Here is a 25,584-nt window from a genome sequence, read left to right on the forward strand (position 1 = left end):
AAAAGGATGGTGACAACAGTACCTCTTTACTCTCTGAAAGCATCATAACTCGTTTTTCCTCGTTACGCCAATAAATTGTTGTTATACCAGATATAAGGATTTGTAATAACAAAAAGCAGACAGAAAAATTGAGAGCTGTGCCTCCTATTTTGTGTGGAAGGATTTATAGAACGCAAAAATCAAGATAAAGATAAATAAAAATCCTGTTTCGGCTATATATTGCGTATCTACATCGATAAAACGGGTTTGTTCTGTCATAGCCATATAAAGCAAAGGTAAAAACACAACCACAGCGAGATAAGATCCGATGATTTCGCGAAAAGTTTTCCAAGAAGTATACTTCCTCTTTTTAGATTTATCCGATTTCATTGAATAGTCATAGCCTCCTTGTTCTTTCTTTATTGTTTGGAAATTCCAGTATAAAAACCGGAAGGAACTGTTCGTTTTTAGAATAAAAATTATAAGGGATAAGTAAGCTGCTGTCTATAACAAGACATATTTTTCAACTCTTTATTAAAGATTTTATTGACAAAATGAATCCGTTTTCTATGATGGAGTAGGGGTGAATAAGTTGTTAAAAAACGAAATTTTATGCTACTTAGAGAACCAGACAGCCTTTTTCGATCTCAACCATATGAACGAGGTCTTTACAGCACAAAGATTGGCTGAACATTTTGGGGTAAAAAGAAACACAGTCAGTCATTATTTGAACCAGTTGAACGAGGAGAAACTACTAGTCAAAATCAATTCTCGTCCAGTGGTTTATTTCCACAAAGAAGCTTTTGAAAAACAATTTTTTCAGTTACGTACGAATTTTTATTTTTCTATCAATGATCTTAAAGAAGAACAGCCTTTTTTCGCACAACCAAAAGATTTATTCTCTTTTATGATCGGACACGACGCCAGTTTGAAAGAAAGTATCGAACAAATCAAAACAGCTCTTTACTATCCAGATGGCGGACTGCCACTTTTGATCACAGGCGAAAGCGGCACAGGTAAAAGTTATTTAGTCCATTTAGTCTATCAGTATTGTCTACTTCATGATTTACTAGAGGACTCTGCACCATTCATCACTTTCAATTGTGCACAATATGCAGATAATCCTGAACTGTTGACTAGCAATTTGTTTGGACATGTCAAAGGAGCTTACACTGGAGCAGAAGAAAATAAAAAAGGGGCTTTCGAAGCAGCAGATGGTGGAATCTTGTTTTTAGACGAGGTACATCGCTTAACACCAGAAGGGCAGGAAAAACTATTCACCTATCTTGATCAAGGTGTGATTTATCGTATGGGAGAACCTAATGTGTCACGGCGGATCAAAACACGTCTTTTTTTTGCCACAACAGAGGAGACCACTAGTCATTTCTTAACCACTTTCATTCGAAGAATACCTATCCGAATCGAACTACCTGCACTCAATCAGCGTAGTCGAAATGAACGGCTAGAACTGGTTTACTCTTTTTTTATCGAGGAACAAAGAAAAATGGGGAGCCCTTTGTCAGTCAGTGGCCCAGTTTTGTCACTTCTAGCAGGTCAAAACTTATCTGGAAACATAGGAGAGCTGAAAAATATTGTCAAAGTTTCAGCGGCAAAAGCGTATGCTGAACAACGTGAACAGTCGGAGATCCATGTCACCATCCATCATTTGCAAAAAGAACTACTCGCTGAGCCCATTACCAAAAATACAGCACAGCAAGGAATCTATATCACGCAAGACCAGACCTTAGAACAATTGATGGAAAAGCAACAACCAGAACAGCAACGAATCGTTAAAAGTTTTGAGCAGATCCTGCTTGATTTCAAAAAAAATGAGTGTCTTCTATATTCTTGCGAAGGAAAACTAAAACAAGAAGTGATCCAATTATTTGATTTTTTGCTGTTTGAGACCAGTAGACAAGAAAAACACGAGCTGTTGGTTTATTGGACTCAATCTATCCGTGAGACCTTTCGACAAATGGAGTCTGCCTATCAAATCAAGTTCGATGGAAACAGTGTCTATGCCTTGAGTTACTATCTTTATCAGCGAAGCACTGTCAAATGGTTACCGGAAGAACATGCGATTATCCAACTAATCAAAGAATTAGAAAAACAGGTTTCTCAATCTTATCCATCTAGCTATCATTATGTCCAGCGAATCTTAGAACTGAGTAAGATTAAATTAGATATTGAAGTCACTAGTATGGATCGGATTTTACTGACGATCTATCTAAAAAAAGCAAAATGGTCAAAAGAAAAACGACTGCCAAAAGCAATGATTGCTGCGCACGGTTATGCAACTGCTAGCAGTATGGCAAATGTGGTCAATCGTTTATTACAAGAAGATCTATTTGAATCATTTGATATGCCGCTAGATGTCACTCCACAGCAGATTGCTTCAGAAATTGTGGATTATTGCGAAAACAGCGATGTTTCAAATGGATTGATCATATTAGTAGATATGGGATCTCTGAAAGAAATCCATCAGTTTTTTAAAAAACAACTATCTGTACCACTTTTGATTTTAAATAATGTGACGACACCTTTAGCCATCACAGTAGGGGAATGCTTGCAAAAAAATGCAGCATTAGAAGAAATAGCAGAAGAGGCTGTTCGTCAAACCAAACCAGAATGGCGGCTCCTCTATCCACAAGAAAATAAACCCAAAGCACTCATTACTACCTGCTTCACTGGAATCGGCACGGCGGCTCACCTAAGTGCACTGCTAGAGAAAAGCTTGCCTACGACTTGTCAGTTGAAAATCATCCCATATGAATATCAGCGATTAAAAGATAAGAAAAACAGGGACCCACTGTTTTCCATATACGAAATCGTAGGGATCATAGGTACCGCAGATCCTGCTATCACCGATATCGACTATCTTTCATTAGAAGACCTCATCTCAGGAGAGAAGATGTCTGTACTGGCAGAATGGTTGGATTCTGCTATGAATGTTTCAGATAAGGAAACATTCAACCAGAACATCATTCGCAATTTTTCATTGGAGAAAGTACTGGACTCTGTGACTATTCTAGATACAGAAAAGGTGATGGAGGAAATCGATCATTTTATGCGAGAATTAGAGGTGCAGTTGAATCGAAGAATCAGTAATCCCAAAAAACTAGCGTTATATGTCCATGTGAGTTGTCTAATCGAACGTTTGATTCGACAAATGCCAATTGAAACCTATCAAGGATTAGAGAAATGGGAACAGTGTCAAAAAGAAGAGATATTTGCCATTAAATCTGCATTTAGTGTCATTGAAGAGCATTATAGTGTCATGATCCCTCGTTCTGAGATTGCCTATATCTGTGATATTTTGAGTGAAAGTACAGAGTTACTCTCGATAGAAGAAGAATTTTGAACATAAGCAAGTTGTGGCCACTAACTTTGGCACACAACTTGCTTTTTTAGTATGTGTAAGTAAAAAGAGGAGATGAAAAAGTGGACAGAGAAATTATCTTAGCTTCCCATGGTAAATTTGCTTCAGGGATACTAGATTCATTAGAGCTAATCTATGGGAAAAATCATTCTATTACTGCATTGGACTGCTATACTGATGAGAATTTTGATTTAACGGAATCAGTAAGTCAGCTGTTTATGAGGTACAAAGATAAAGAAATCATTGTTCTGACGGATCTTTTTGGCGGAAGTGTCAACAATGAATTCTTACAATATATCAATCAGGATCATGTCTATCTTGTTGCCGGATTGAATTTGCCACTCTTGATTGAGCTAGTATCTCGGTTGGACGCTGAAGTACAGACAACTGTTTTGATCCAGCAGGTGCTAACTGATTCAAAAAAAATGATCCAGTTTTGTAACGAACGGATCAATCAGGAAATAGAAGAAGATGAATTTTAGGAGGAAGAAGAATGATTGTATTGACAAGAGTTGACCATCGGTTATTACACGGACAAGTAGCTTTTTCTTGGACACAAACAATAGGTGCAGATTGTATTTTGATTGCGAATGATGATGTGCCTACTAATGAGATACGAAAGACAACGATCAAATTAGCCAAGCCGCAAGGAGTCAAACTAGTAATCAAATCCATTGATGACTCGATTGCCGCATTGAAAAGCGGGGTGACAGATAAATATAAGCTATTCATCGTAGTGGAATCAATCGAGGACGCATATAAGCTGGCAGAAGCGTATCCAGAAATCAAAACCATCAACTTAGGAGGAATCAAGGCGAAACCTAGTACTCGCAGTATTGGAAAAGCGGTGAATATTTTACCAGAAGAGGAGGAACGATTGAAAAGATTGATTGACAAACAAATAGAAGTGGAGATCCGTCAAGTACCGGCAGATAAAAAAGTGGACGTAAGGGAAGTTTTGTAAGAAAGGAAGAAACTCAATGATTGTACAAGCAGTCTTATTAGGAATCGTTGCATTTATCGCACAATCAGAATATGCATTAGGGACATCACTGCTTTCTCGTCCAATTGTGACGGGACTGTTTACAGGAATCGTGTTGGGTGATGTAAAAACTGGGATCATCATGGGCGCCACTTTGGAGTTAGCATTTATCGGATCATTCTCAGTAGGTGCTTCGATCCCCCCTGATGTGGTGACCGGAGGAATTTTAGGCACGGCTTTTGCTATCACAGCTGGAGCTGGTACGGAAACGGCACTTTTACTAGGTTTACCAATTGCTACGTTGACATTGATATTGAAAAATATTTACTTAGGTCTTTTGATTCCAATTATGAACCATAAAGCGGACAGTTATGCAGAAGAAGGAAACTATAAAGGAGTCGAGCATATGCACTTGCTTGCCGGGTTCGGTCTTTCCTTGATGCTTGGTGTTGTAGTAATGGTTTCGTATATGGTGGGAAGCAATAAGATCGGGAATCTACTCAATAAGATTCCTGACTTCGTTCAGAATGGCTTGTCAGTAGCTACAGGGTTGATTCCAGCTCTTGGTTTCGCGATGCTCGCTCGCTTGCTGATTAACAAACAAGTTGCACCATACTTTTTCTTAGGTTTCGCTATAGCTTCTTACTTAAAGATTCCTGTGACCGGAGTAGCTATTTTTGGTGCAATTTTAGCCGTTGTGGTAGTCAATATCATGAATGTCCGTCAACTGCCACTTCAAACCACTGTAGGGGAGGTCGAAGAAGATGAAGAATTCTGAGAGTAAAAATAGCAAAATAACGAAAAAAGAACTGAATCATGTATTCTGGCGTTCTTTTCAAATGGAGTTTTCTTGGAACTATGAACGACAGATGAATATGGCTTATGTTTACGCAATGATTCCGATTTTGAAAAAGTTATATCAGTCGAAAGAAGAAATGGCAGCAGCTTTGAAACGGCATCTAGAGTTTTTCAATACGACCCCACATATCGTTACATTGATTTTAGGGATCACGGCTGCAATGGAGGAAGAAAATAAGGATGATCCTGAATTTGATGTGACCGCGATCGACAGTATCAAAACATCTTTGATGGGACCCCTTGCAGGGTTAGGGGATTCTTTCTTTTGGGGAACTTTGCGATTGATTGCCACAGGTGTGGGCACCTCTTTAGCCATGCAAGGAAATATTTTAGGACCTATCTTGTTCATTTTGATTTTCAATATTCCGCACATTCTGTTCCGCTATCTAGCAACAGGTTGGGGTTATCGCTTAGGAACGGGTTTTTTGAAAAAGATTCAGGCAAACGGGATGATGGAAAGTTTGACATTAGGCGCGTCTATCATTGGGTTGATGGTCGTCGGAGCAATGACTGCCACGATGATTACCATCAATATTCCTTTAAAAATCGGTTCAGGAGAAAATGCTGTGACTGTTCAAAGTATTTTTGATGATATTGTCCCAAATATCTTATGTCTGGGTGCATTTGGTGTAGTGTTTTATCTATTGAAAAAAGAAGTAAAACCATTAACGATTTTGATCGGACTAGCTTTCTTTGGGATTTTTGGTTCGTGGATAGGGATTTTTTAGAAAAGGAGCAGAGAAAATGGTTACGATGCAAGATTATATTTATGAAGAAAAGGAAGTACTAAGTACGATCTTGAAAAAGAATGATTTTTCGACAAGAAAACAAATGAAAAAAACAACGAATCTGCTGATGCTAGCAACGGGTTCTTCTTACAACGCTTGTTTAGCAGCGAAGCCGGCATTGGAATCTTATGGCGAGCTAACTGTCGATATTCAAGAACCTTTTCATTTTGCTCATTATGGAAAACTTTCGCCATCAATCGATACTGTGATTGCTGTGTCACAAAGTGGGAAAAGTGCTTCTACTGTTGAAGCAGTAAAAATGATCCAAAAACAAGAAATACCGATTATTGTTGTCACAAATGACGTACAAAGTCCACTTGCTTTAGAAGCTACACAGATTATTGATTTAGGTGCTGGGATAGAAACAGTTGGCTTCGTTACAAAAGGCTATTCTGCTACTGTCTTACAGTTACTACTCTTAGGGCTAGGAATTGGGATAAGTAAAAATAATATCAGCAAAGAAATAGAACAAAACTACATGCAACAGTTACACAAAATAATCAATCATTTACCAGTGATTATTCAAAAAACGGAAGAATTTTTTGATGAACATCAAAGTTTGTTTCGTTTAACACAACGCTTCATCACTATTGGTTATGGTCCAAACTGGGGAACAGCGAAAGAAGCAGAAACGAAATTGACGGAAACAATCCGTGTCCCGTCACAAGGATTTGAGTTAGAAGCTTACATGCATGGCCCATATCTAGAGGCTGATGCTTCCCATTTGTTGTTCTTTATTGAAGGTGACAATGAAAATAAGGAACGTTCACAAAAGTTGCGGAGATATATGAGTCAGTATGTTGGAGAGACTCTCACAATTACCACAAAAAAAGCAAGAGACGAAAAAACACTTGGATTAGCAATAGAATGTAATGAATATCTGTCTATATTAGCACTTGTCGTTCCATTTCAACTATTCGCTTATAAAATCGCAGCAGCTAAAGGAATCGACTTGAACAAAAAAATCTTTGAAGACTTTGATACAGTCTTGAAAAGTAAATTATAAGAGGTGGAAATCATGTTGAAATTCAATGAAGAAGAACAAATCAAAGCAATAAAAGGGGCACTAGCTTTACGTCCGCAAGTAGAAAAAATCATCGATAAACTTTATACGAAAAAATTCGATGCTGTCTATTATTTAGGAATCGGTGGAACGTATGCTTCTTCGATGCAAGCTGTCACTTATATGAATGGGAAAAGCAACTTGCCTGTCTTTGTACAGCATGCTGCAGAATATTACACTACTGGGAACAAAAGATTAACAAAAGATTCTATCGTTGTCGTGTCCTCTGTTACTGGGACAACCCAAGAAGTAGTGAAAGCAGTAGAAGAAATCAAGAAAGTAGGAGCGACACTGATTGGATTTATCGATAAAGCGGAGAGTAAGTTGTCTCAACTATGCGATTTTGTGGTTACTTATCCAGCTCCCGGAACAGAACAAATCAAATTTTTTATGGTAGCAGATCGATTGATGTATTTGCATGGGGAATTCGAAGATTACTCAGAGTACTATGAACAGCTCGAACATTATTTGCCAACAGGGTTAGTTGAAGCAGAGAAAAAAGCAGATGCATTTGGCTTATCATTTGCAGAAAAGCATCGACGTGATAGCATGCATTATTTTATCGGAGCAGGGAATCAATGGGGAGCTGTTTATTCATATGCCATGTGTTATTGGGAAGAACAAAGCTGGCTCCCATCGAAATCTATCCATGCTGCCGAGTTTCTTCACGGGACGTTAGAGATCGTTGAAGAAACGACCCCAGTCACTTTATTTTTAGGCGAAGATGAACAGAGAGTGTTATCTGAACGTGTAGCTAAACTTTTGCCAAAAATTTGTAGTAATTATACATTGATAGATACAAAAGACTATCCAGTAGAAGGTATCAGCGAAAAATATCGCGGACGTGTGTTGTCTTTCTTATTGATGCATGCAGTGACACAGCGTATCGATGCACATGTCGAACAGATGAATTGTCATCCATTAGAGATACGCCGCTACTATCGTCAGTTTGATTATTAGGATCGATTGGATGAAAAGAATATAAAAAATAAAGAGAGCAGCGACAACTGCTCCCTTTATTTTTTAGTTGTTTTCCAAGTCAGTTAATGCATTACGATTTTGAACATTGACATCGATCACATTATAAAATGCGTTATCTGTGTCAGCTACATCCCAAACTGCTAAAATGACATGATACCCCAGACGATTGCTAGGAATATTGATTGTATGAGTCGGATTAGTATTAGACATATTGCCACGATTATTTACTTCACCAATGAATTCCAGGTCATTTCTATTCAATGGGGCATTTGGATTCCAACCATTTTTAGTCATGTAATAGTGCCATTTCGTCGTTGCGTGGTCAGCTGTGAAATGCCAAGTGAATCGGTTTGCCCCAGTAGTTAAGTTGTTTTTTGTCCATAACGTAGCTGTTTGTTTATCCAAAACAAAGTCACCTACTGCACCATTAGCAGAAGCAATCCGACCATTTGCAGGTCCAGCCGAAGGGAATCCTTTTGGTGCTTCTAAAGATTGGGGTTCGTTGATGATACGACCATACTTTTCAAAAGCACTTTGCCAATTATTCCTACTATCTAGAGCACCTTGATAGCCACGGCTGATAGGTTGTGAAACATAGCCATGAGCCGAGACATCTACAGAAGACAAAGCGGCGATTCCTGTTGTAGCAAGTAACATTCCTAATCCCAATAAAGTACTTTTTTTCATTTGATGATTCCTCCAGTTAGATAAAATATTTTAAGAAAGGGTTTCCTTTTCATAAGATAGTATAAAATGTATTATCTGAATGTTATTTTTTTGTATGGTATTGCAACAAAAATAAAAAACTAGAAGAATGACTATTGATAAATAGCCTTATCATTTTTATGTATAGTTTTTTTCAAAAGAGAATCTCTCAATTCAATAATCTCTTCTTTCACTTCCTCTAGTCCTAGCCATTCAAAGAAATGGATTGCTTCGTCAATTTCTTCTAGTGCTCGTTCATTGCCATCTGCTAATAGAGCTAAAGCAGTGAATGCTTTGTAACGGGCTAAGTCTAACGTATGTTTATAACGGTCACTTACTTTTTTCCATTCTCCTAAAAATAGTTTTCTAAGAAAAACAGAAGAACGATGAAAAGATAGATGTATCCCGTTCAAAAGAAAATTTGATAATAATTCGGAATAATGAGCAGTATCGACGTATGCTTTCATTTTTGTGACACTACGCTGAAAAGAATGATAAATATACTCGTCATCGAATATAAATAAACAATTGGAAAAAATAGAAAGTTCATAGTGTCCCCATGTATCGATACCTTCCAAGTACTTTTTGATAATAGAAACTTCTGTCAAAGTTTCCGAACGAGTGAGTTTTCGGTTTCCCAGATATTGATCAATTAGTATACGTTGCGTATATAGCAGGCGATAATAAATATTCCCAGTTTTTTTATATTCTTTTAGTAGTTCATTCTCTTGCTCTTTTGTTAAATATTTTGTTGTGATCAGGTAATTAGAAAGTTTTTGTTTACCTGTAAGAGTATTGTTGTTCAGCAAAAATTGATATTCTTCAAGTGTAACATTCATCCGTTCAAGGTAATCCACTAACAATTCAAAACTGATTTTTGTTCCTCTAGATTCAAAAGCAGCTAATGTCCCTCGCTGAGAAAGCCCCTCTGTTAATTGAGCTTGTGTCAGTCCACGTTCTTTTCTTAGTTTTCGAATTAAAGAAGCATGTTTTATCATGTAAGTTACCTCCATACGTTTTTTATGAATATAAGATAACACAAGGCTGTTATCTAAGGACGAAAATGTCAATTATGCACTATTTTTGATAAAAAGTGCTCATTCTTTAAAAGCAATTTTTATTTATGTTGTAATAACATACAAAAAATGAAAAACAGTCGTTGTTAAAATAAACTATAGTTACCAAATATTAGGAGGTATGATGAATGAAAAAAATTTTGTGGCTGTCATTGGCAGCAATCGGCTGTTTCGCTGGAGGTGGACAAACTATATATGCTGCACAAGATTCTGCGGCATTGATGCCGGATATCTCAGAAAAGCAAATTGCTGTTGGTTATTATCATAATTGGGTACCAAAGCAAGGTGCGGGATATAGAGGTGGGAAACCAGCAGAGACAGACTTAGGAAAGATCAATCCGGTTTTATAATGTCATCGCAGTATCTTTTATGAAAGGCGAAGGGATTCCTACATTTGAGCCATTTAATATGAGTGATGAAGAATTCAGAAGCAAAGTGGCTGCCCTGAATGAAGAAGAACGCTCAGTTATCATTTCTCTAGGCGGAGCGGATTCCCATATCGAATTGTATCGAGGGCAAGAACAAGCATTTGCAGATGAAGTGATTCGATTGGTAGAAACCTATGGATTTGATGGGTTAGACATTGATTTAGAACAAAGCGCCATTACGGCAGGTGATAACCAGCAAGTGATTCCAGAAGCGTTGAAAATCGTGCGAGATCATTATAAAAAGCAAGGAAAACACTTTATTATTTCTATGGCACCTGAATTCCCTTATTTGAGAACAGCGGGAGGCTATGTCCCATATATCACTGCATTAGAAAATGAGTACGATTTTATTGCACCACAACTATATAATCAGGCGGGCGACGAATTAAGCGTGGGCGACGAATGGATTGCTCAGAACAATGACAGTCGAAAATATGATTTCTTATATGGTATGTCAAAAGCCTTGCATAACGGAGAGAGTGGATACATTCGGATACCAGCAGATCGTCTGGCTTTGGGGATTCCAGCAAATAACGATGCGGCAGCCAACGGTTATGTGCAAGATCCATCCGTTGTCTATCAAGTATTCGAACAAATGGAAAAAGAACGTACACCTTTAAAAGGTTTGATGACTTGGAGCGTGAACTGGGACGAAGGGGTAAACTCAGCTGGTATTTCTTATAATGAATCATTTGCGAAAGCTTATCAAAATCTATTTAAGGAACAAGAACCAGATACAGAGAAACCTTCTAAACCGACCAATCTTCGAGGAACAGCAACAAGTACGACGGTCACATTGTCTTGGACTGAATCAACAGATAATGTCCGTGTGTCACATTATAATATTTATGAAAACAATCGATTAGTAGGAACAAGCAACACTACGAATTATATACATACAGGTTTACAACCAGAAACGACTTATTCTTATACGATTGAAGCTGTCGATACATCAGGAAATATTTCTGCACGTTCTGATGATTTGAACATTCGCACTCAAGAAGCAGCAGTTTTACCAGCACCTTCTATACCAAACGGGTTGAGCATCAATCATGTGACACAATCAACAGTTCGTTTGGTATGGCAAGAAAACAGCTTATTGGAAGAAGTACTTTATTATGAAATATACAGAGATGGCAAGAAGATCGCTACCTCACAAACCGCTGTATTTGAAGATCAAAATTTGACAGCTTCTACTGCGTATCGCTATCAAGTTCGTGCAGTCAATCAGACAGGCGCTTCTTTACTAAGCCAGTCTGTCACGGCAAGAACCCTAGACGAGAACGGCCAAGGAAATTCTTGGACAGTCGGTACTTTTTATCAAGTAGGAGACATAGTCACATATAATGGTATTCAATATCGTTGCGTGCAAGCGCATATTGCAGCCGCACATTGGGCACCAGATACGGCCTTCTCTTTATGGCAAAAAATAAGTTGATGATGAGGTCGTGATAGAGGCTACTTCTGTAACACCGTTTATATCAAGCGGTTGTGGAATCAGTATTTTGACCTAAATATTACAGAAACAAAACGGCAAAATAGTTTTTCATATTTTGCCGTTTTTTAATCTAATATCGAGGGTGAGCTGATTGAACACTGTGTATCAAGAAACGATAAGCCTGATGTATAACTGCATGTCACATCATTTACTCGGAATAAGGAGGATACGACTGTTATCAAAATTTCTACCATGTGTTGACTTAAACAAAGAGCGTGAGACAAAAGTGTTCTTTACTTTTGTCTCACGCTCTAAACACGTATAACCGGCGGAAGCAGAAGCAACTCCTTCGGAAATAAGCTGAAATTCACAAAAATTTGAAAAGTAATTTTCGTGAATTCCTTCTTATTTCTTAGAGTTAAACGCTTCTGTCCCAGCCTCTTCTTGTATGTAGCTTCAATTAAGGGTTGTTAGGAGAAACTTCCCAGCCTCCCAATGGTAATGGTAATGGAAACATAGTCAAACCTCCTTTCTCTTAGTGACAAATAAAGTATAACAAGTGTAAAAAGAAAAAAATTAAAATGTACGCTATTGCAACATTAAATAGATTATTTTAAGTGAAAGTCGATAAAAGAATTAAACAAACACTTAAAAACAATGGAAATTAGTCCAAACTTTAAGAAATGTATACTATAATGGAAATTATCAATTATTTATTTGGAGGAATATCCATGAAACAAAAAATCGCAGTTCTTGGTCCTGGATCATGGGGCACTGCTTTAGCACAGACATTGGCAGAAAACGGGCATGATGTCCGTATTTGGGGAAATGTACCTGAACAGATTGACGAAATCAATACGTATCATACAAACCAACATTTTTTACCTGATTTGACGATTCCAGAATCGATTATCGGATATAAAGAATTGGCAGAAGCAGTGGATGACGCAGATGCTATTTTATTTGTCGTTCCGACAAAAGCGATCCGTTCAGTCGCTCAGGAACTTATTGGTAAAATGAATACTAAGCCCGTCATTATCCATGCAAGTAAAGGCCTAGAACAAGATACGCATAAACGAATCTCAGAAGTTTTGGCTGAAGAAATTCCAGAAGAAAAACGACAGGCAATCGTCGTATTATCTGGCCCTAGTCATGCGGAAGAAGTAGCAGTTCATGATATCACAACGATTACAGCTGCAAGTATTGATCAAAAAGCAGCTGCTTATGTACAAGAATTATTCATGAATGATTATTTCAGGATTTATACAAATAATGATGTGATTGGTGTAGAAACTGGCGCAGCATTAAAAAATATCATTGCTATTGGTGCCGGTGCTATCCATGGGCTAGGGTTCGGAGACGATGCAAAAGCGGCAATCATGACTCGCGGATTAGCAGAAATTAGTCGTCTTGGTGTAGCAATGGGTGCCAATCCGCTGACGTTTATCGGTTTGAGCGGCGTTGGGGATTTGATTGTTACTTGTACAAGTGTTCATTCCCGTAATTGGCGTGCCGGTAACTTACTAGGACAAGGGCATAAACTGGAAGAAGTTTTGGAAAACATGGGAATGGTCGTTGAAGGTGTGGCAACGACAAAAGCAGCAGTCGAGCTAGCACAACAGCTAGGTGTTGAGATGCCAATTACTCAAACCATCTATAATGTTTTGTATAATGGAGAAGATATTAAAAAAGCCGCAAAAGAAATCATGCTACGTGACGGAAAAATGGAGAATGAATTTTCTCTTCGTTAAATAGATGATTAACAGGTAATCGTCGTTTAGGAGGAACAGCAAGTGAAGGTCAAAAAAGCAGTTATTCCTGCCGCTGGGCTAGGAACACGTTTTTTGCCGGCAACAAAAGCCATGGCAAAAGAAATGCTTCCAATCGTGGATAAGCCAACGATCCAATTTATTGTGGAAGAAGCATTGAATTCGGGAATTGAAGATATCTTGATCGTAACGGGAAAAGAAAAGAGACCCATCGAAGATCATTTTGATGCAAATATCGAATTGGAAAACAATTTGCGAGAAAAGGAAAAAACAGAACTACTCGCTTTAGTTGAAGAAACGACTCATGTCAATCTTCACTTCATCCGTCAATCTCATCCAAGAGGACTGGGGGATGCCGTTCTTCAAGCAAAAGCATTCATAGGGAATGAACCATTTGTTGTCATGCTCGGGGATGATTTGATGAAAGATGATATCCCACTGACTCAACAATTGATGATGGATTATGAAGAAACACAATCTTCTGCTGTTGCCGTCATGCGTGTACCAGAAAATGAAACCTCTAAATATGGAATTATTAATCCTAAAACGGATAACGAAAAGGGACGTTGCAGAGTAAATGGTTTTGTAGAAAAACCTGAACTTGGAAAAGCACCAAGCAATTTAGCCATTATCGGACGTTATCTGCTGACTCCCAAAATATTTGAGATATTAGCAACTCAAGAACCAGGAGCAGGGAACGAGATACAACTAACGGATGCGCTCCAGACCCTTAACCAAACAGAAGCGGTCTATGCGAGAGAATTTAAAGGAAAAAGATATGATGTAGGCGATAAGCTAGGATATATGAAGACAAATATTGAATATGGACTTCATCATCCGGAAATCGGTGCATCGTTAAGCGCATATATTATCCAGTTGGGCAAAGAGCTAAGAACAGAAAATTAACTGGAAATAAGTGACCTGCTGAGAATAAAAATCAAATGGGTGTTAAAGCGGCAGCTTGTGCGTCATTTGCGCAACTGTCGTTTTTATTTTTTGACGTTAAGTGAATGAAGACGAGGAAAAATGAAAGATAAAAAAAGACTTTCGTGAATATATTTAGGAAATTTTCTGCTAATGGTTTAATTTTTTTTTAAGTTACATAAAAGAAAATGATTACATAAGAGAAATGAAAGCCAATCCAGAAGATTCATAGTAGAATAAAAAGGCGAATTTTTTTAATTATAAAAAAGGTGTGTGTCCACTATGGGAAAATTAGTCGCTGTTGCGCAGTCGCTACTTGATATACTCAAGTGGCTGATGGAAGGAAGTAATTGGGTATTTGTGTTACCGCTATTGCTCATTAGTCTATTTATCATGTTCAAAATGGTCAGAAAAAAAGAAAGATTCCTGATTTTTATCTGGTATGCAGCGTCTGTTGCAGTTGCTAGCTTGATGATTGAACTGGCGTTAGGTAGTTGGGAAGCTTGCATATTTGCCTTATTTTTTGCTGTATTGTATCTGATCATTTATATTCCTTATAGGAAAAGAAAGTCTCGGATCGGAAAAAAAGGTAGACATGCCGCTACTTTTTCTAGTACAGATTCTCCAGAACAAAGCAGAAGAGCGAGAAGAAGACGGTAATATTTAGTATGTATACGCAAAAAAAGATAAAAGAATGGATAAATTATTGAGTTGAGAGATTTATTTAATTGGTGAAAAAAAACTTTTTTTACTTATTTAAAAGAATCTTTTCAAAAAGGAATGCTTGCTACATAGGGACAAGTCATTCCTTTTTTTTATGTTATTTATTTGTAAAAAAATCATACCAATGTTTTTTTGTATTTTCGTACTTGCACTTGAATAAGAGATTACTTACAATGAGTTCAGATAGAAACAGCTGAATAAAAAAAGGCTCCCTGACCCTTAGTTGGCGCTAAGAATCAGGGAATGACCAGTCACACTCATACACCCTGACCGATCATTTTGCCATAGTCAATGCAGTGCATCGACCTTATTTATTGTACCTAATCTAAGGGGAAAATTCTACCCCTATGTAGAGATTTTCTATGGTCTGCACGTTGTTTTATTTGCTATGTCAAGGTATTGGGCGTATTCGTTCAATACCTTTTTTGCGTTTGAAACAGCAAAGACCGCATGTGTTACTGTTTATCTTCTGTTTTTTATGTAGTTCCTTAGATTAGGCAGCTGTTTCTATTCATGTCAAGTATAGCTAGGCGGGAGAGAAAAATGAGTTTATGTTATTTTGACTATTATTACCAATTGGAAGAGAAATTAAGGATAGAAGAGCCGTTGATGGTTCAAGCAGGAACTTGGATTGCGAAACAAAACAATCAAGGCGGCAGATTGCAGATATATGCTAGCCGCACACTAAGTGGTGTAGCATTTGAATTTTGGGATCAAACACCGGACCTTGTGCCAAGTATATTGATTGAAAACCCAGCCGGAGGTGTCTATGAAACGCTAGAAGGGGCAGGACAAGCGATTATTGATGAGCTTTCTGTCAAACCAGAAGACATTTTTCTTCTTCTTTCGAATGAAGGAAGAAATCCAGCAATCATTGAGTTGGCTCAATGGATCAAAGAAAATGGACATCCTTTGATCATTGTTACTGGGTTTGATTTGTCACGAAGCATCAAGTCCCAGCATAGCAGTGGTTTGAGATTATTTGAATTTGCTGATTTAGTTTTGGATAACCATGCCAATCTGCATGATGCAGTCTTGACTTTGCCGAATTTAGATCCAGCAATCTGTGGAACAGCCTCTCTTGCAACGATCTTTTTGCTTCAACAAGTTTTGTATTTTACAGCAAAACAGCTAGTTCAGGAAACAAGAGGAAAATAGTTTTCCACATAATGACCAAATTTTCTTAAAAAAAATGGTGTTCCACGTAAATATGGAGTGTTTGAAACAAAGAAAACGATTTTTAAAGAAGAGCAGTAATGATCATTTTTTATTTTTTCGTTATTTTAAGTTTGTTTAGTTCCAGAGGTCAGCCTTTTTTTTCGAAAGTGCGTTATTTTTATAAGTTGTTTCACAATGAGAAAAAAAGAGCTACAAAAATATGTAATGCTAGATAGACAAAAAAATAGCGGAAAAAGAGACAAGAAAGAATCCATTCGGATTCTTTCTTGTCTCTTAATACACGTTGATGAAAGAGTCTTCCCCAAAACTCTTTACAACGTAATTATAGTACATTTGTTATCATTATTGCAATGAAGTTTACCTGATATAACAAAATTGTCGAAGAATATTCCTTTTTCTAATAGAAAGAAAATATACAAAAAATGAAAGATATGAGATGGATATTTATTATTATTTTTTGTTTTTTTGCAATGAAATACAATTTATTCACGATTATAAAATGAAAAAATCAGGACGGGATTTCCGCTAATCTAAAAATAAAAAAAGAATGTTAAGGAAAAACAGAGAAATAAAATACTCAATATAAATGGAAAAAGAAAAAAATAGTCATACATATGAGAAAAAAAGCAAAATAGAAAAAAGTGATTTTCTAATAAATTATTCATGTGGAATTGACATTTTTACTGTATAATTCATTTGATTATCCATTTTTTATTCATCAAAATTACTGAGAAAAGAAAGGAAGAAATAAATTTGAAGAAAACAAATTCTTCAGGAAAACCGAAACGTGACTTCACTAAATTATCGACACCGCATACGTATGTCATTATTTTTGGTGTAGTCATCTTTGCATGGATACTGACTTTTGTCGTACCAGCAGGAAAGTTCAGCACGCAAGACATTGAATATAAAGATGCGAATGGCGAAACAAGTACTCGTACTGTTTTACGCCAAGATTCCTTCCGTTATGCTTACGAGCTGGATAAATCGTATGTATTTGATCAATTAGAAGAACTGCAAGACCATCCAGCAGAACGTGAAAAATTGGATGTTCCTGAAAAAGGATTGGAAAAAGTCATTGCTGACGGAGAAAAAAATCTTACGCAAGAAAAACTAGATGAAATTTCCTTAACAGATGATGTTCTTTATGATGAGTATGGCGAAAATATCTATGATACTTCTAAAAAATTGCATAAAACAGCCAAAATATGGGGAACAGACGATTTTGGTGGCTTTGGCTTCTTAAATTTTGTTTTTGAAGGTCTAGTATCTGGAGATAAATATGGATCTGCTGTAGGAATTGCTGCATTGATCCTTGTTGTCGGAGGTGCTTTTGGTATTATTATGCGTACCGGAGCGATTGATGCAGGAATCTATGCGTTTATCAGTAAAACGAAGGGACTGGAGCGTTTAGCTTTACCGCTATTATTCTTTGCTTTTTCATTCGGGGGCGCTACATTTGGGATGGCAGAAGAGGTAATTCCATTCTCAATGGTGATGGTTCCATTCGTCATTGCCTTAGGATATGACTCGATCGTAGCAGTAACCGTGACTTATGTCGCATCTCAAGTCGGAAATGCGACCTCTTGGATGAGTCCGTTTAGCGTAGCTGTGGCTCAAGGGATTGCTGGAATCCCAGTGTTGTCTGGTGCGACATTTCGATTGATTATGTGGGTAGTTGTTACTGCCTTAGCAGCTGGATATATGATGATATATGCAGAAAAAATCCGTAAAAAACCGGAAAGTTCGTTGACTTACAAATCAGATGATTATTTTCGTTCTCATATCAAAAAGACATCTGATGAAAATAAAAAATTCATGCTTGGCCATAAACTGATTTTAGTAGAGATGTTAGCTGTTCTTGTTTGGATCGTTTGGGGCGTGACTCAAAAAGGCTATTACATCCCCGAAATCGCTTCTCAATTCTTTGTGATGGGATTAGTTGCCGGAATCATTGCTGTTCTTTTCAAACTAGATGGAATGAAAGTCAATGACATCGCTTCTTCTTTCCAATCTGGTGCAGCTGATTTAGCTGGTACAGCAATCGTAGTAGGGATGGCCAAAGGAATCCTTCTCGTCTTAGGTGGATCCGATGCGTCTGTTCCTTCAGCTTTGAATACGATTTTGCATGGAATCGGGACGGCATTGACCGGTGTGCCAGCTGTCATTGGCGCTTGGGCGATGTACATCTTCCAAAGTTTGTTCAACTTAGTTGTTACATCAAATTCAGGACAAGCAGCTTTGACCATGCCGATTATGGCTCCATTGGCAGATTTAGTCGGTGTATCTAGACAAGTAGCAGTTCTTGCTTATCAGCTTGGTTCTGGTTTCATGGATGCTTTTACGCCCGTATCAGCTAGCTTGATTGGTGTGTTAGGTGTTGCACGAATCGAATGGGCAAAATGGGCAAGGTTCCAAATCAAGATGCAAGGATTCCTGTTTGTTTTGGGAACTATTTTCATCATGATTGCTATTGCGATCGGTCTGCAGTAGTACTGGAGACATAAGTAAATAAAAAAGTAATCCAAACAGTAGACAAATGACTCCAAGAACCGTTATTTTACGGTAAAATCAAAGGAGTAAAGATTCTATCGTTTGGATTATTTTTTAAGATCCTATCATCAGCTATACTTAAAGAAAGAGGAAAAATGTATGAAGATCATCCGACAAATTGAAGTGTTTGCACCAGATTACTTAGGAAAAATGGACGTATTGATTGCCGGTGGGAAGATTTTGGCTGTAGAAGAACAGCTAGAAGGCGGCTACGAAGGAGTAGAAGTAGAAGAACTTTCAGGTGAGGGGAAAGTACTGACTCCAGGTTTCATTGACTGTCATTTCCATATTTTAGGCGGAGGAGGAGAAGGCGGTTATCAAAACCGAACACCAGAAGTTACATTAAGTCAATTGACTACAGCTGGTGTAACGACAGTTGTCGGTTGCTTGGGAACAGACGGAGAAGGTCGTGATATGACTGCTTTGATCAGCAAAGCGAAAGGACTTGAAGCAGAAGGAATCTCTACTTATGTGTACGAGGGTTCGTACCGATTGCCGGTAAAAACAGTAACAGATTCGATCATCAAAGACTTTTTAACAATCGATAAAATCATCGGAATCGGAGAAATCGCAGTATCCGATCACCGTTCTTCTCAGCCAAGTTTTGAAGAGTTCGCCCGTGCAGCAGCAGACGCTCGTGTAGGAGGCATGTTGTCGGGAAAAGCTGGGATCATCAATGTCCACTTAGGCGGAGGAAAAAGAAAGCTAGAGTTATTGACACGAATTGTAGAAGAAACAGAAATTCCGATCACACAGTTTTTGCCTACTCATGCGAATCGTACACCAGAATTATTTGAAGCTTGCGTGGCATTTGCTAAACGTGGCGGCACGATTGACTTCACCGCTAGCGAAGATCCTGATTTTTGGGAGAAGACAGATGGGGAAGTGCGCTTCAGTAAAGCACTGAAACGATTGATTGAGGAAGATGTTTCTTTAGATAATTTCACGATGACCTCAGATGGACAAGGAAGCTTGCCTTATTTTGATGAAAACAATCATTTCCTAGGGCTAGGAGTAGGAAGTGCTAAGGCATTGCTAGTAGGGATCAAAGAAGCTGTGCAAAAGGAAAATATTCCTCTGGAAATCGCCTTGCGAGCTATAACCAGTAACCCAGCACGTATATTGAAATTGGATAAAAAAGGAAAAATTGAAATTGGCGCAGATGCAGACTTGTGTATTTTGGACAAAGAAACGCTTGATATCGATACAGTTATTGCTAAAGGAGAAATAATGATCCAAGAAAAAGAAGTCAAAGTATGGGGAACTTTCGAAAAAAGTTTTTGATTCACTATCTGACGCATCCTTTTTTAGAAAACGAGCGTTCTGTTTGTCTGTATCTGTTGTTGATGTTACCCTGAAAGTAGATCAATAAACAAATTAAGAGGAGGAAACACAATGGCAGATTTAAAAGGACGTTCTAAAGACATGAAAGACAAAGTAGTCGGTAAAGGAAAAGAAGCATACGGCAAAGCAACAGACGACAAGAGCAAAGAAACAGAAGGAAAAGCACAATCACTAGGTTCTGATATCAAAGAAAAAGCTCGTGATTTGGGCGATGAAATCAAAGACAAATTCTCTCGAAAAGATGAAAACAAATAAACAACGTTCATTACTAAATGAATCAAGCAAATAGAAATCCGAACCGTATCTGCTTCATAGATATGGTTCGGATTTTTTGTTTAAAAGTTATCCTGTTTTTTAAACTTCTATTTTTTGAAATTCTTTATTTTTTAGTTCAAAGACTTCATCGCAGCTTTTTGCTACTTCGACCTCATGGGTCACGATGATAATACAGCGATTTTGTTCATGGGCGATTTCTTGGAAAAGTTTAACGATATCTTGTGATGCGGTCTCATCCAGATTCCCAGTAGGTTCATCAGCTACAATCAGTTGATGTTCGCAACAGATAGCACGAACGATAGCGACTCGCTGTTGCTGACCTCCTGAAAGTTTGGTCACCTGTTTTTTTGCTAATACTTCATCAATTCCTACACGAGCTAGTCGATCTAAAGCAACTTGACGATAATTTTCTTGTTTGGTTTTAGTAATCTCCATTGCTGTTATGACATTGTCTAGAGCTGATAAATAAGGAAGCAAGTTATAAGCTTGGAAAATAATCGAGACATCATTTTGACGATAACTTCTTAACCCGATTTTGTTCAGTGAACGATCCTGATAGTATACCTTTCCTTCTTTTGGTGTATCTAATCCGGAAATAAGCGAAAGAAAAGTCGTTTTTCCAGAACCACTTGCTCCTAAAATAGCGTACATTTTTCCAGCTTCGAAATTCAGTTCTACATCTTTATAAAGCGCATCTTGCGGATCTTGATACCAAAATCCCAATTGTTCTGTCCGTAACATCAAATTCCTCCTTTAATTTAATAGGATTTTTCTTGGGTTTAACCTTAATATCCCTATAGAAGCTAAAAAGACAGAAAGCAGGCTGATTCCAAATGCTACTCCGGCTAGTAGTCCTAATTGTGTAGGTTTGACATTGATTTCCAATTCGCTGACTTGATCAGAAACAGCAAATGGATTATTCGTGTTTCCTTGCTGACCACCACGCTGACCGCCTTGTTCGTTACCTGGCATTTGTCCACCGCCAGGAGCTTGTTGGTCTTGTGTCGTGGTTTCTGTCTGTTGGTCAAGTAGCTGCTGCCCCACGGCATTCGCGACGACGTTCCCGCTAATCGAAGCAACTCCTAATGCAAGAATCATACAAATAGCAACTTCGGTAAACAATTGGAGAATGATTTTACTTCTGGATTCTCCTAAAGATAACAAGACGCCTAACTCATGCCGACGCTCCCGGATGGTAATCATAATAATAAGAGTAAGTATGATAATGCCGGCTACAGCCACTAGTAAAACAACATTTTTAGAAAAACTTGCCACATTGTTTAAAGGTTCCAACATTGACTGATACATGGAATCATTTGATTGTAAGCTAAATGTATCTGTGTCGATCAGCTTCTCTGCTTTTTCGAGAAACTCATCCATTTCATCTGGATCAGATAGAGTGTAAATAGCAGAATCTATCGTGTTATCGTCAGATGTCCCATTTAATTCATTTGCAAAAGTATAAGAGGTGTAAAGTGTATTCGACGGATTCATGAAGTTGAATTTCATACCCATACTGCTACTTGTTTCGCTAGATTCATAAATTCCTTTGACCGTCATTTCATAAGTGGTATCTTCATCTTCAGTACTCGTGATTGTGAAAGTATCTCCGACTGTCAGGTCATTTGCTTCTGCTAGCGTAGAATCAATGACTACGTTGTTTGTGCCTTTGTCGCTGTCATCTATTCCTTCACCATCCGTGATTTTTGCTGTTCCATCAGAAAAAGTACTATTTTGTGCAGTTGCTGACACACCGCTGATTTGGAAATCTGCTTGAGTCATTTGCGGATTTCCGCCCATTCCTCCGGCAGGACCACCGCCTGCATCGGTAGTTTCTGAACTGTCTTCACTTGAATCAGAACTAGTGATGGCAGTTATTCCATCTTTTGCCATAGCTGAGGCGGAACTTTCAAAGGAATAGCTTTTTACATTATCTAATTTAGCTATTTTTTCCGCGTCCGTTAAGGATACTGGGGTAAGAGAAAAACTGCCCGGATCTGGACGTTCTTCAGCGGTAGAATTGCTTGAAGAAGTTTGTTCCTGTTTTTTAAATGAAGCTTCTCGATTGGCACTTAAAGTCACTGTTGCTCCAACTTCTTTTTGTGCTTGATTCGCTGCTTCTTCTGCAGCGCTTCGAATCGTGAGGCCAGCTAGCACAAAAATAAGAATGGCTGTGAACACGGCAAACAATAACAATGAACGTCCCCATTTTACTTTTGTACTTTTCCATGCACGTTTCATAAAATTCATATCTTGCATCCCTCCTAGTAGATGCATTTGATAATAGACAACCAATCTTAAAGCTAGCTTAAATCTTATGCTGTTTGCACATCATCAACACGAGGTTCTGCATATATAAAAAGTCACTATAGTTATTGCAAAAAATGTGGTAAAATGAAAAAAGTATGTTTCAAACCGACGAAGAAGAGATGAAAGAGAAACAGCAAAAGAAATCCTAGATGTTACAGAGGAATTTTCATTTGTTTAGTGATTCTAACAATTGCTGATACTAGCGATTTAGTTCATTTGTTGTATAATAATGGGGAACAGCCGAATACTCATATAAGTATTCTGGCTATAGCGTTTCGCAAAAGATCCATTTTGTTAATGAAGTATATCCAAAATAAAATGCCCAACCAACTGTCAGAACGCGGATGTGCTGGTAATTTTCCTGCTGATTCTCCATAAGTTGAGAACTAGTGATTTTGCATGTGCTTCATTGGAATGGCTCGTAAATTTAGATAAAGAAGAAAATCGACATCTTTAAACTTGGATGTCATAAGAAGAGGTGAAATTTGTGAGTACCATTAAAATTATCCCATTAGGCGGCGTTCGCGAAAATGGAAAAAACATGTATGTCGCAGAAGTGGGCGAGGATATTTTCATATTAGATTGTGGGCTAAAATATCCTGAAAATGAGTTGTTGGGGATCGACGTCGTCATCCCAGATTTTACGTATTTAGAAGAAAACATTGATCGTGTAGCTGGTGTCTTTTTAACACATGGGCACGCAGATGCGATCGGGGCGCTTCCCTACTTGTTGTCGAAAATTTCTGTACCAGTATTTGGAACGGAGTTGACGATCGAGTTAGCAAAATTGAATGTCAGTCGTAACGAAGCAGCCAAAGGATTTAAGGATTTCCATGTGGTAGATGAGCATACAGAAATCGACTTTGGTGAAACAGTAGTGAGCTTTTTCCGTACCACTCACACGATACCAGATTCAGTGGGGATCAATCTGAAAACAAAAGAAGGTAGTATCGTTTATACGGGAGATTTTAAATTTGATCAAACGGCTATCCCGATGTATCAAACAGATTATGCACGATTGGCAGAAATCGGCAAAGAAGGAGTCTTAGCTTTACTGAGTGAATCGGCAAATGCAGAGAATCCTCAACCAGTAGCTTCTGAAGCTCAGATAGCAGATGAAGTATTTGATACAATCAAATATTGGGAAGGACGCATCATCGTCGCCTGTGTAGCAAGTAATTTGCAACGAGTGCAACAAGTATTGGACGCAGCAGAAAAAGCACAACGAAAAGTTGTCTTGACTGGTCAAGATTTTGAACGAATTATTCGAACAGCGATGCGTTTAGAAAAACTTCAATTACCAAGTGAAGATTTACTTGTTACATTGAAAGACATGAAAAACTATGATCCAGAAGAACTGATCATTTTAGAAACTGGCCGAATGGGTGAACCCATCAAGTCTCTGCAAAAAATGGCAAACGGCACACACCGTAATGTCAAGATCGAAGAAGGCGATTTGGTTTATATCACTACTACGCCAAGCATCGCGATGGAAACAATCGTGGCGAAAACGGAAGATATCATTTATCGAGCTGGTGGAACAGTGAAATTGATCTCTGAGAATATGCGTGTTTCTGGTCATGCCAATCCTAATGATTTGCAATTGATGATCAATTTGATGAAGCCGACATATTTTGTGCCAGTTCAAGGGGAATATCGGGAATTAGCTGCTCACGCAGATTTGGCTCATGCAGTAGGGATGCCTTACAAAAATATCTATATTACTGGACGCGGAGATGTGCTGGAATATAAGAATAAGCGTATGAGTGTTGCAGGAATTACAAGTGCAGAAAATGTAATGATTGATGGTTTAGGCATAGGCGATATCGGAAACATTGTTTTACGTGATCGGAAAATCTTATCAGAAGATGGGATTTTCGTAGCGGTTGTCACTATCAGCCGAAGAGAGAAGAAAATCATCTCAAAACCTCAAATCACTTCACGAGGATTCGTTTACGTAAAAGCTAGCCGTGATCTGATGAAAGAAAGTAGCAATATGATTGAAACAATCGTTGAGAAACACTTAGAAAGCAATGATTTTGAGTGGAGCAAATTAAAGCAAGACATTCGTGATCAATTAGGTCGTTACTTATTTGAACAAACAAAACGACGTCCTGTGATCTTGCCAGTCATTATGGAAGCTACTCAACGTCGAAATAAGAAATAAACAAAGAGTAAGATGGCTCTCCCTATAGAGTGCTCGTCTTGCTCTTTTTTTGAGGGAAACAAATGATTTTTGAATACAGTATCCTTCGCTTTATAATAAACGATAGAATAAAGGGAGTGGATCAATGATGAGTCAAACAAAAGTCGAACGTTATTTAGAAGAACAAAAAATCAGCTATCAACCACTTGATTTTAGTCATATAGTAGAGGGATCTTTCACAGAAGAACTACAAAAAAGAGGGATTGATCCAGCTTTGATATGTAAAACTCTCGTAGTAAAAGGGAACAAAACTGGGGTGATCATCGCATTGATTCCTTTGAATGATCATTTAGATTATAAAAAAACGAGACAAGTGACGAACGATCGTAAAGTCGGTTTTCCTGGGATGGATTTTGTCTTAACACATACCGGATATCCTCACGGAGCGAATACCCCTATTGGAATAAAACTCGCACATCCTGATTATTGTTTTTTAGCAGACAGTTCTTTAAAAGAAAAAGAAGAAGTGATTGTGTCGAGCGGTGAAATCGGGAGAAGCCTCCAAATAAAAGTAACTGATTTAGAAAAAATCGTCCATCCTATTTACGCTGATTTAATTAGTTAAGTGACGAGAAGGGGAGCCAAGCAGAGAGCTCAAACTTGAGATTATATCTGCTTGGTAC

General features: G+C 38.0%; 21 protein-coding genes and 1 pseudogene. 17 read left to right on the forward strand and 5 right to left on the reverse strand.

Features of this window, described 5'->3' with window-relative positions:
- Positions 1-144: 144 nt before the first annotated feature.
- Positions 145-369: a hypothetical protein gene (locus AB3I27_RS09475; RefSeq protein ID WP_002315767.1), complete on the reverse strand. Its 225-nt coding sequence runs from the start codon at positions 367-369 to the stop codon at positions 145-147.
- Between the two features lie 193 nt (positions 370-562).
- Here AB3I27_RS09475 and AB3I27_RS09480 point away from each other — a divergent pair, with 193 nt between their 5' ends.
- The 7 genes from AB3I27_RS09480 (at position 563) to AB3I27_RS09510 (ending at position 8,009) form a co-directional block, all read left to right on the forward strand.
- Positions 563-3,340, forward strand: coding sequence for a sigma 54-interacting transcriptional regulator (locus AB3I27_RS09480; RefSeq protein WP_002316780.1), 2,778 nt, complete (start codon positions 563-565; stop codon positions 3,338-3,340).
- 80 nt (positions 3,341-3,420) lie between these two features.
- Positions 3,421-3,840: a PTS sugar transporter subunit IIA gene (locus AB3I27_RS09485; protein ID WP_002291050.1), complete on the forward strand. Its 420-nt coding sequence runs from the start codon at positions 3,421-3,423 to the stop codon at positions 3,838-3,840.
- Between the two features lie 11 nt (positions 3,841-3,851).
- Positions 3,852-4,322, forward strand: coding sequence for a PTS sugar transporter subunit IIB (locus AB3I27_RS09490; protein ID WP_104760004.1), 471 nt, complete (start codon positions 3,852-3,854; stop codon positions 4,320-4,322).
- A gap of 16 nt (positions 4,323-4,338) precedes the next feature.
- A complete protein-coding gene (locus AB3I27_RS09495; RefSeq protein ID WP_104760005.1) occupies positions 4,339-5,118 on the forward strand; it encodes a PTS sugar transporter subunit IIC in 780 nt (259 codons plus the stop codon).
- A complete protein-coding gene (locus tag AB3I27_RS09500; RefSeq protein WP_002291048.1) occupies positions 5,105-5,926 on the forward strand; it encodes a PTS system mannose/fructose/sorbose family transporter subunit IID in 822 nt (273 codons plus the stop codon). Before AB3I27_RS09495 ends, AB3I27_RS09500 begins: the two co-directional genes overlap by 14 nt.
- Before the next feature lie 16 nt (positions 5,927-5,942).
- Positions 5,943-6,992: an SIS domain-containing protein gene (locus AB3I27_RS09505; RefSeq protein ID WP_104760006.1), complete on the forward strand. Its 1,050-nt coding sequence runs from the start codon at positions 5,943-5,945 to the stop codon at positions 6,990-6,992.
- Positions 6,993-7,004: 12 nt separating this feature from the next.
- Positions 7,005-8,009, forward strand: a complete 1,005-nt coding sequence (locus AB3I27_RS09510; RefSeq protein ID WP_002310158.1) for an SIS domain-containing protein — start codon at positions 7,005-7,007, stop codon at positions 8,007-8,009.
- Between the two features lie 63 nt (positions 8,010-8,072).
- On the opposite strand, the gene AB3I27_RS09515 is transcribed toward AB3I27_RS09510, so the two are convergent.
- Both AB3I27_RS09515 and AB3I27_RS09520 read right to left on the reverse strand, forming a co-directional pair.
- A complete protein-coding gene (locus AB3I27_RS09515) occupies positions 8,073-8,717 on the reverse strand; it encodes a lytic polysaccharide monooxygenase (protein WP_002335193.1) in 645 nt (214 codons plus the stop codon).
- A gap of 131 nt (positions 8,718-8,848) precedes the next feature.
- Positions 8,849-9,733: a helix-turn-helix domain-containing protein gene (locus tag AB3I27_RS09520; protein WP_002310160.1), complete on the reverse strand. Its 885-nt coding sequence runs from the start codon at positions 9,731-9,733 to the stop codon at positions 8,849-8,851.
- 206 nt (positions 9,734-9,939) lie between these two features.
- Here AB3I27_RS09520 and AB3I27_RS09525 point away from each other — a divergent pair.
- From AB3I27_RS09525 to AB3I27_RS09560, 8 genes and pseudogenes are all read left to right on the forward strand, one after another.
- Positions 9,940-11,677 (forward strand): annotated as a pseudogene (locus AB3I27_RS09525) (glycosyl hydrolase family 18 protein).
- Positions 11,678-12,408: 731 nt separating this feature from the next.
- Entirely contained in the window at positions 12,409-13,428 is a 1,020-nt protein-coding gene (locus AB3I27_RS09530) for an NAD(P)H-dependent glycerol-3-phosphate dehydrogenase (RefSeq protein WP_002291040.1), read from the forward strand.
- Positions 13,429-13,470: 42 nt separating this feature from the next.
- Positions 13,471-14,352, forward strand: a complete 882-nt coding sequence (gene galU / locus AB3I27_RS09535) for a UTP--glucose-1-phosphate uridylyltransferase GalU (protein ID WP_002291038.1) — start codon at positions 13,471-13,473, stop codon at positions 14,350-14,352.
- Positions 14,353-14,652: 300 nt separating this feature from the next.
- Positions 14,653-15,030 carry a hypothetical protein gene (locus AB3I27_RS09540; RefSeq protein WP_002291036.1) on the forward strand — a complete coding sequence of 126 codons (378 nt, stop codon included), beginning with the start codon at positions 14,653-14,655 and terminating at the stop codon, positions 15,028-15,030.
- A gap of 606 nt (positions 15,031-15,636) precedes the next feature.
- Positions 15,637-16,251 carry an SIS domain-containing protein gene (locus tag AB3I27_RS09545; protein ID WP_104760007.1) on the forward strand — a complete coding sequence of 205 codons (615 nt, stop codon included), beginning with the start codon at positions 15,637-15,639 and terminating at the stop codon, positions 16,249-16,251.
- Between the two features lie 774 nt (positions 16,252-17,025).
- Positions 17,026-18,765, forward strand: a complete 1,740-nt coding sequence (yfcC, locus tag AB3I27_RS09550) for a putative basic amino acid antiporter YfcC (RefSeq protein ID WP_002291032.1) — start codon at positions 17,026-17,028, stop codon at positions 18,763-18,765.
- A 159-nt stretch (positions 18,766-18,924) separates the two neighbouring features.
- Positions 18,925-20,109 carry a beta-aspartyl-peptidase gene (gene iadA, locus AB3I27_RS09555; protein ID WP_002310168.1) on the forward strand — a complete coding sequence of 395 codons (1,185 nt, stop codon included), beginning with the start codon at positions 18,925-18,927 and terminating at the stop codon, positions 20,107-20,109.
- A gap of 111 nt (positions 20,110-20,220) precedes the next feature.
- A complete protein-coding gene (locus tag AB3I27_RS09560; RefSeq protein ID WP_002291027.1) occupies positions 20,221-20,424 on the forward strand; it encodes a CsbD family protein in 204 nt (67 codons plus the stop codon).
- A gap of 99 nt (positions 20,425-20,523) precedes the next feature.
- Here AB3I27_RS09560 and AB3I27_RS09565 read toward each other — a convergent pair whose 3' ends face one another.
- Positions 20,524-21,186, reverse strand: a complete 663-nt coding sequence (locus tag AB3I27_RS09565) for an ABC transporter ATP-binding protein (RefSeq protein ID WP_047928053.1) — start codon at positions 21,184-21,186, stop codon at positions 20,524-20,526.
- Positions 21,187-21,198: 12 nt separating this feature from the next.
- On the reverse strand, positions 21,199-22,695 hold the full coding sequence (locus AB3I27_RS09570) for an ABC transporter permease (RefSeq protein ID WP_065772655.1): 1,497 nt from the start codon (positions 22,693-22,695) through the stop codon (positions 21,199-21,201).
- 547 nt (positions 22,696-23,242) lie between these two features.
- On the opposite strand from AB3I27_RS09570, the gene AB3I27_RS09575 reads away from it, so the two are divergent.
- Entirely contained in the window at positions 23,243-24,922 is a 1,680-nt protein-coding gene (locus AB3I27_RS09575) for a ribonuclease J (RefSeq protein ID WP_104760010.1), read from the forward strand.
- A gap of 124 nt (positions 24,923-25,046) precedes the next feature.
- A complete protein-coding gene (locus AB3I27_RS09580; RefSeq protein ID WP_073490485.1) occupies positions 25,047-25,526 on the forward strand; it encodes a YbaK/EbsC family protein in 480 nt (159 codons plus the stop codon).
- Positions 25,527-25,584: the final 58 nt, after the last annotated feature.

The sequence above is a fragment of the Enterococcus sp. C46 genome (genome assembly GCF_040887565.1).
Classification (GTDB): domain Bacteria; phylum Bacillota; class Bacilli; order Lactobacillales; family Enterococcaceae; genus Enterococcus_B; species Enterococcus_B lactis.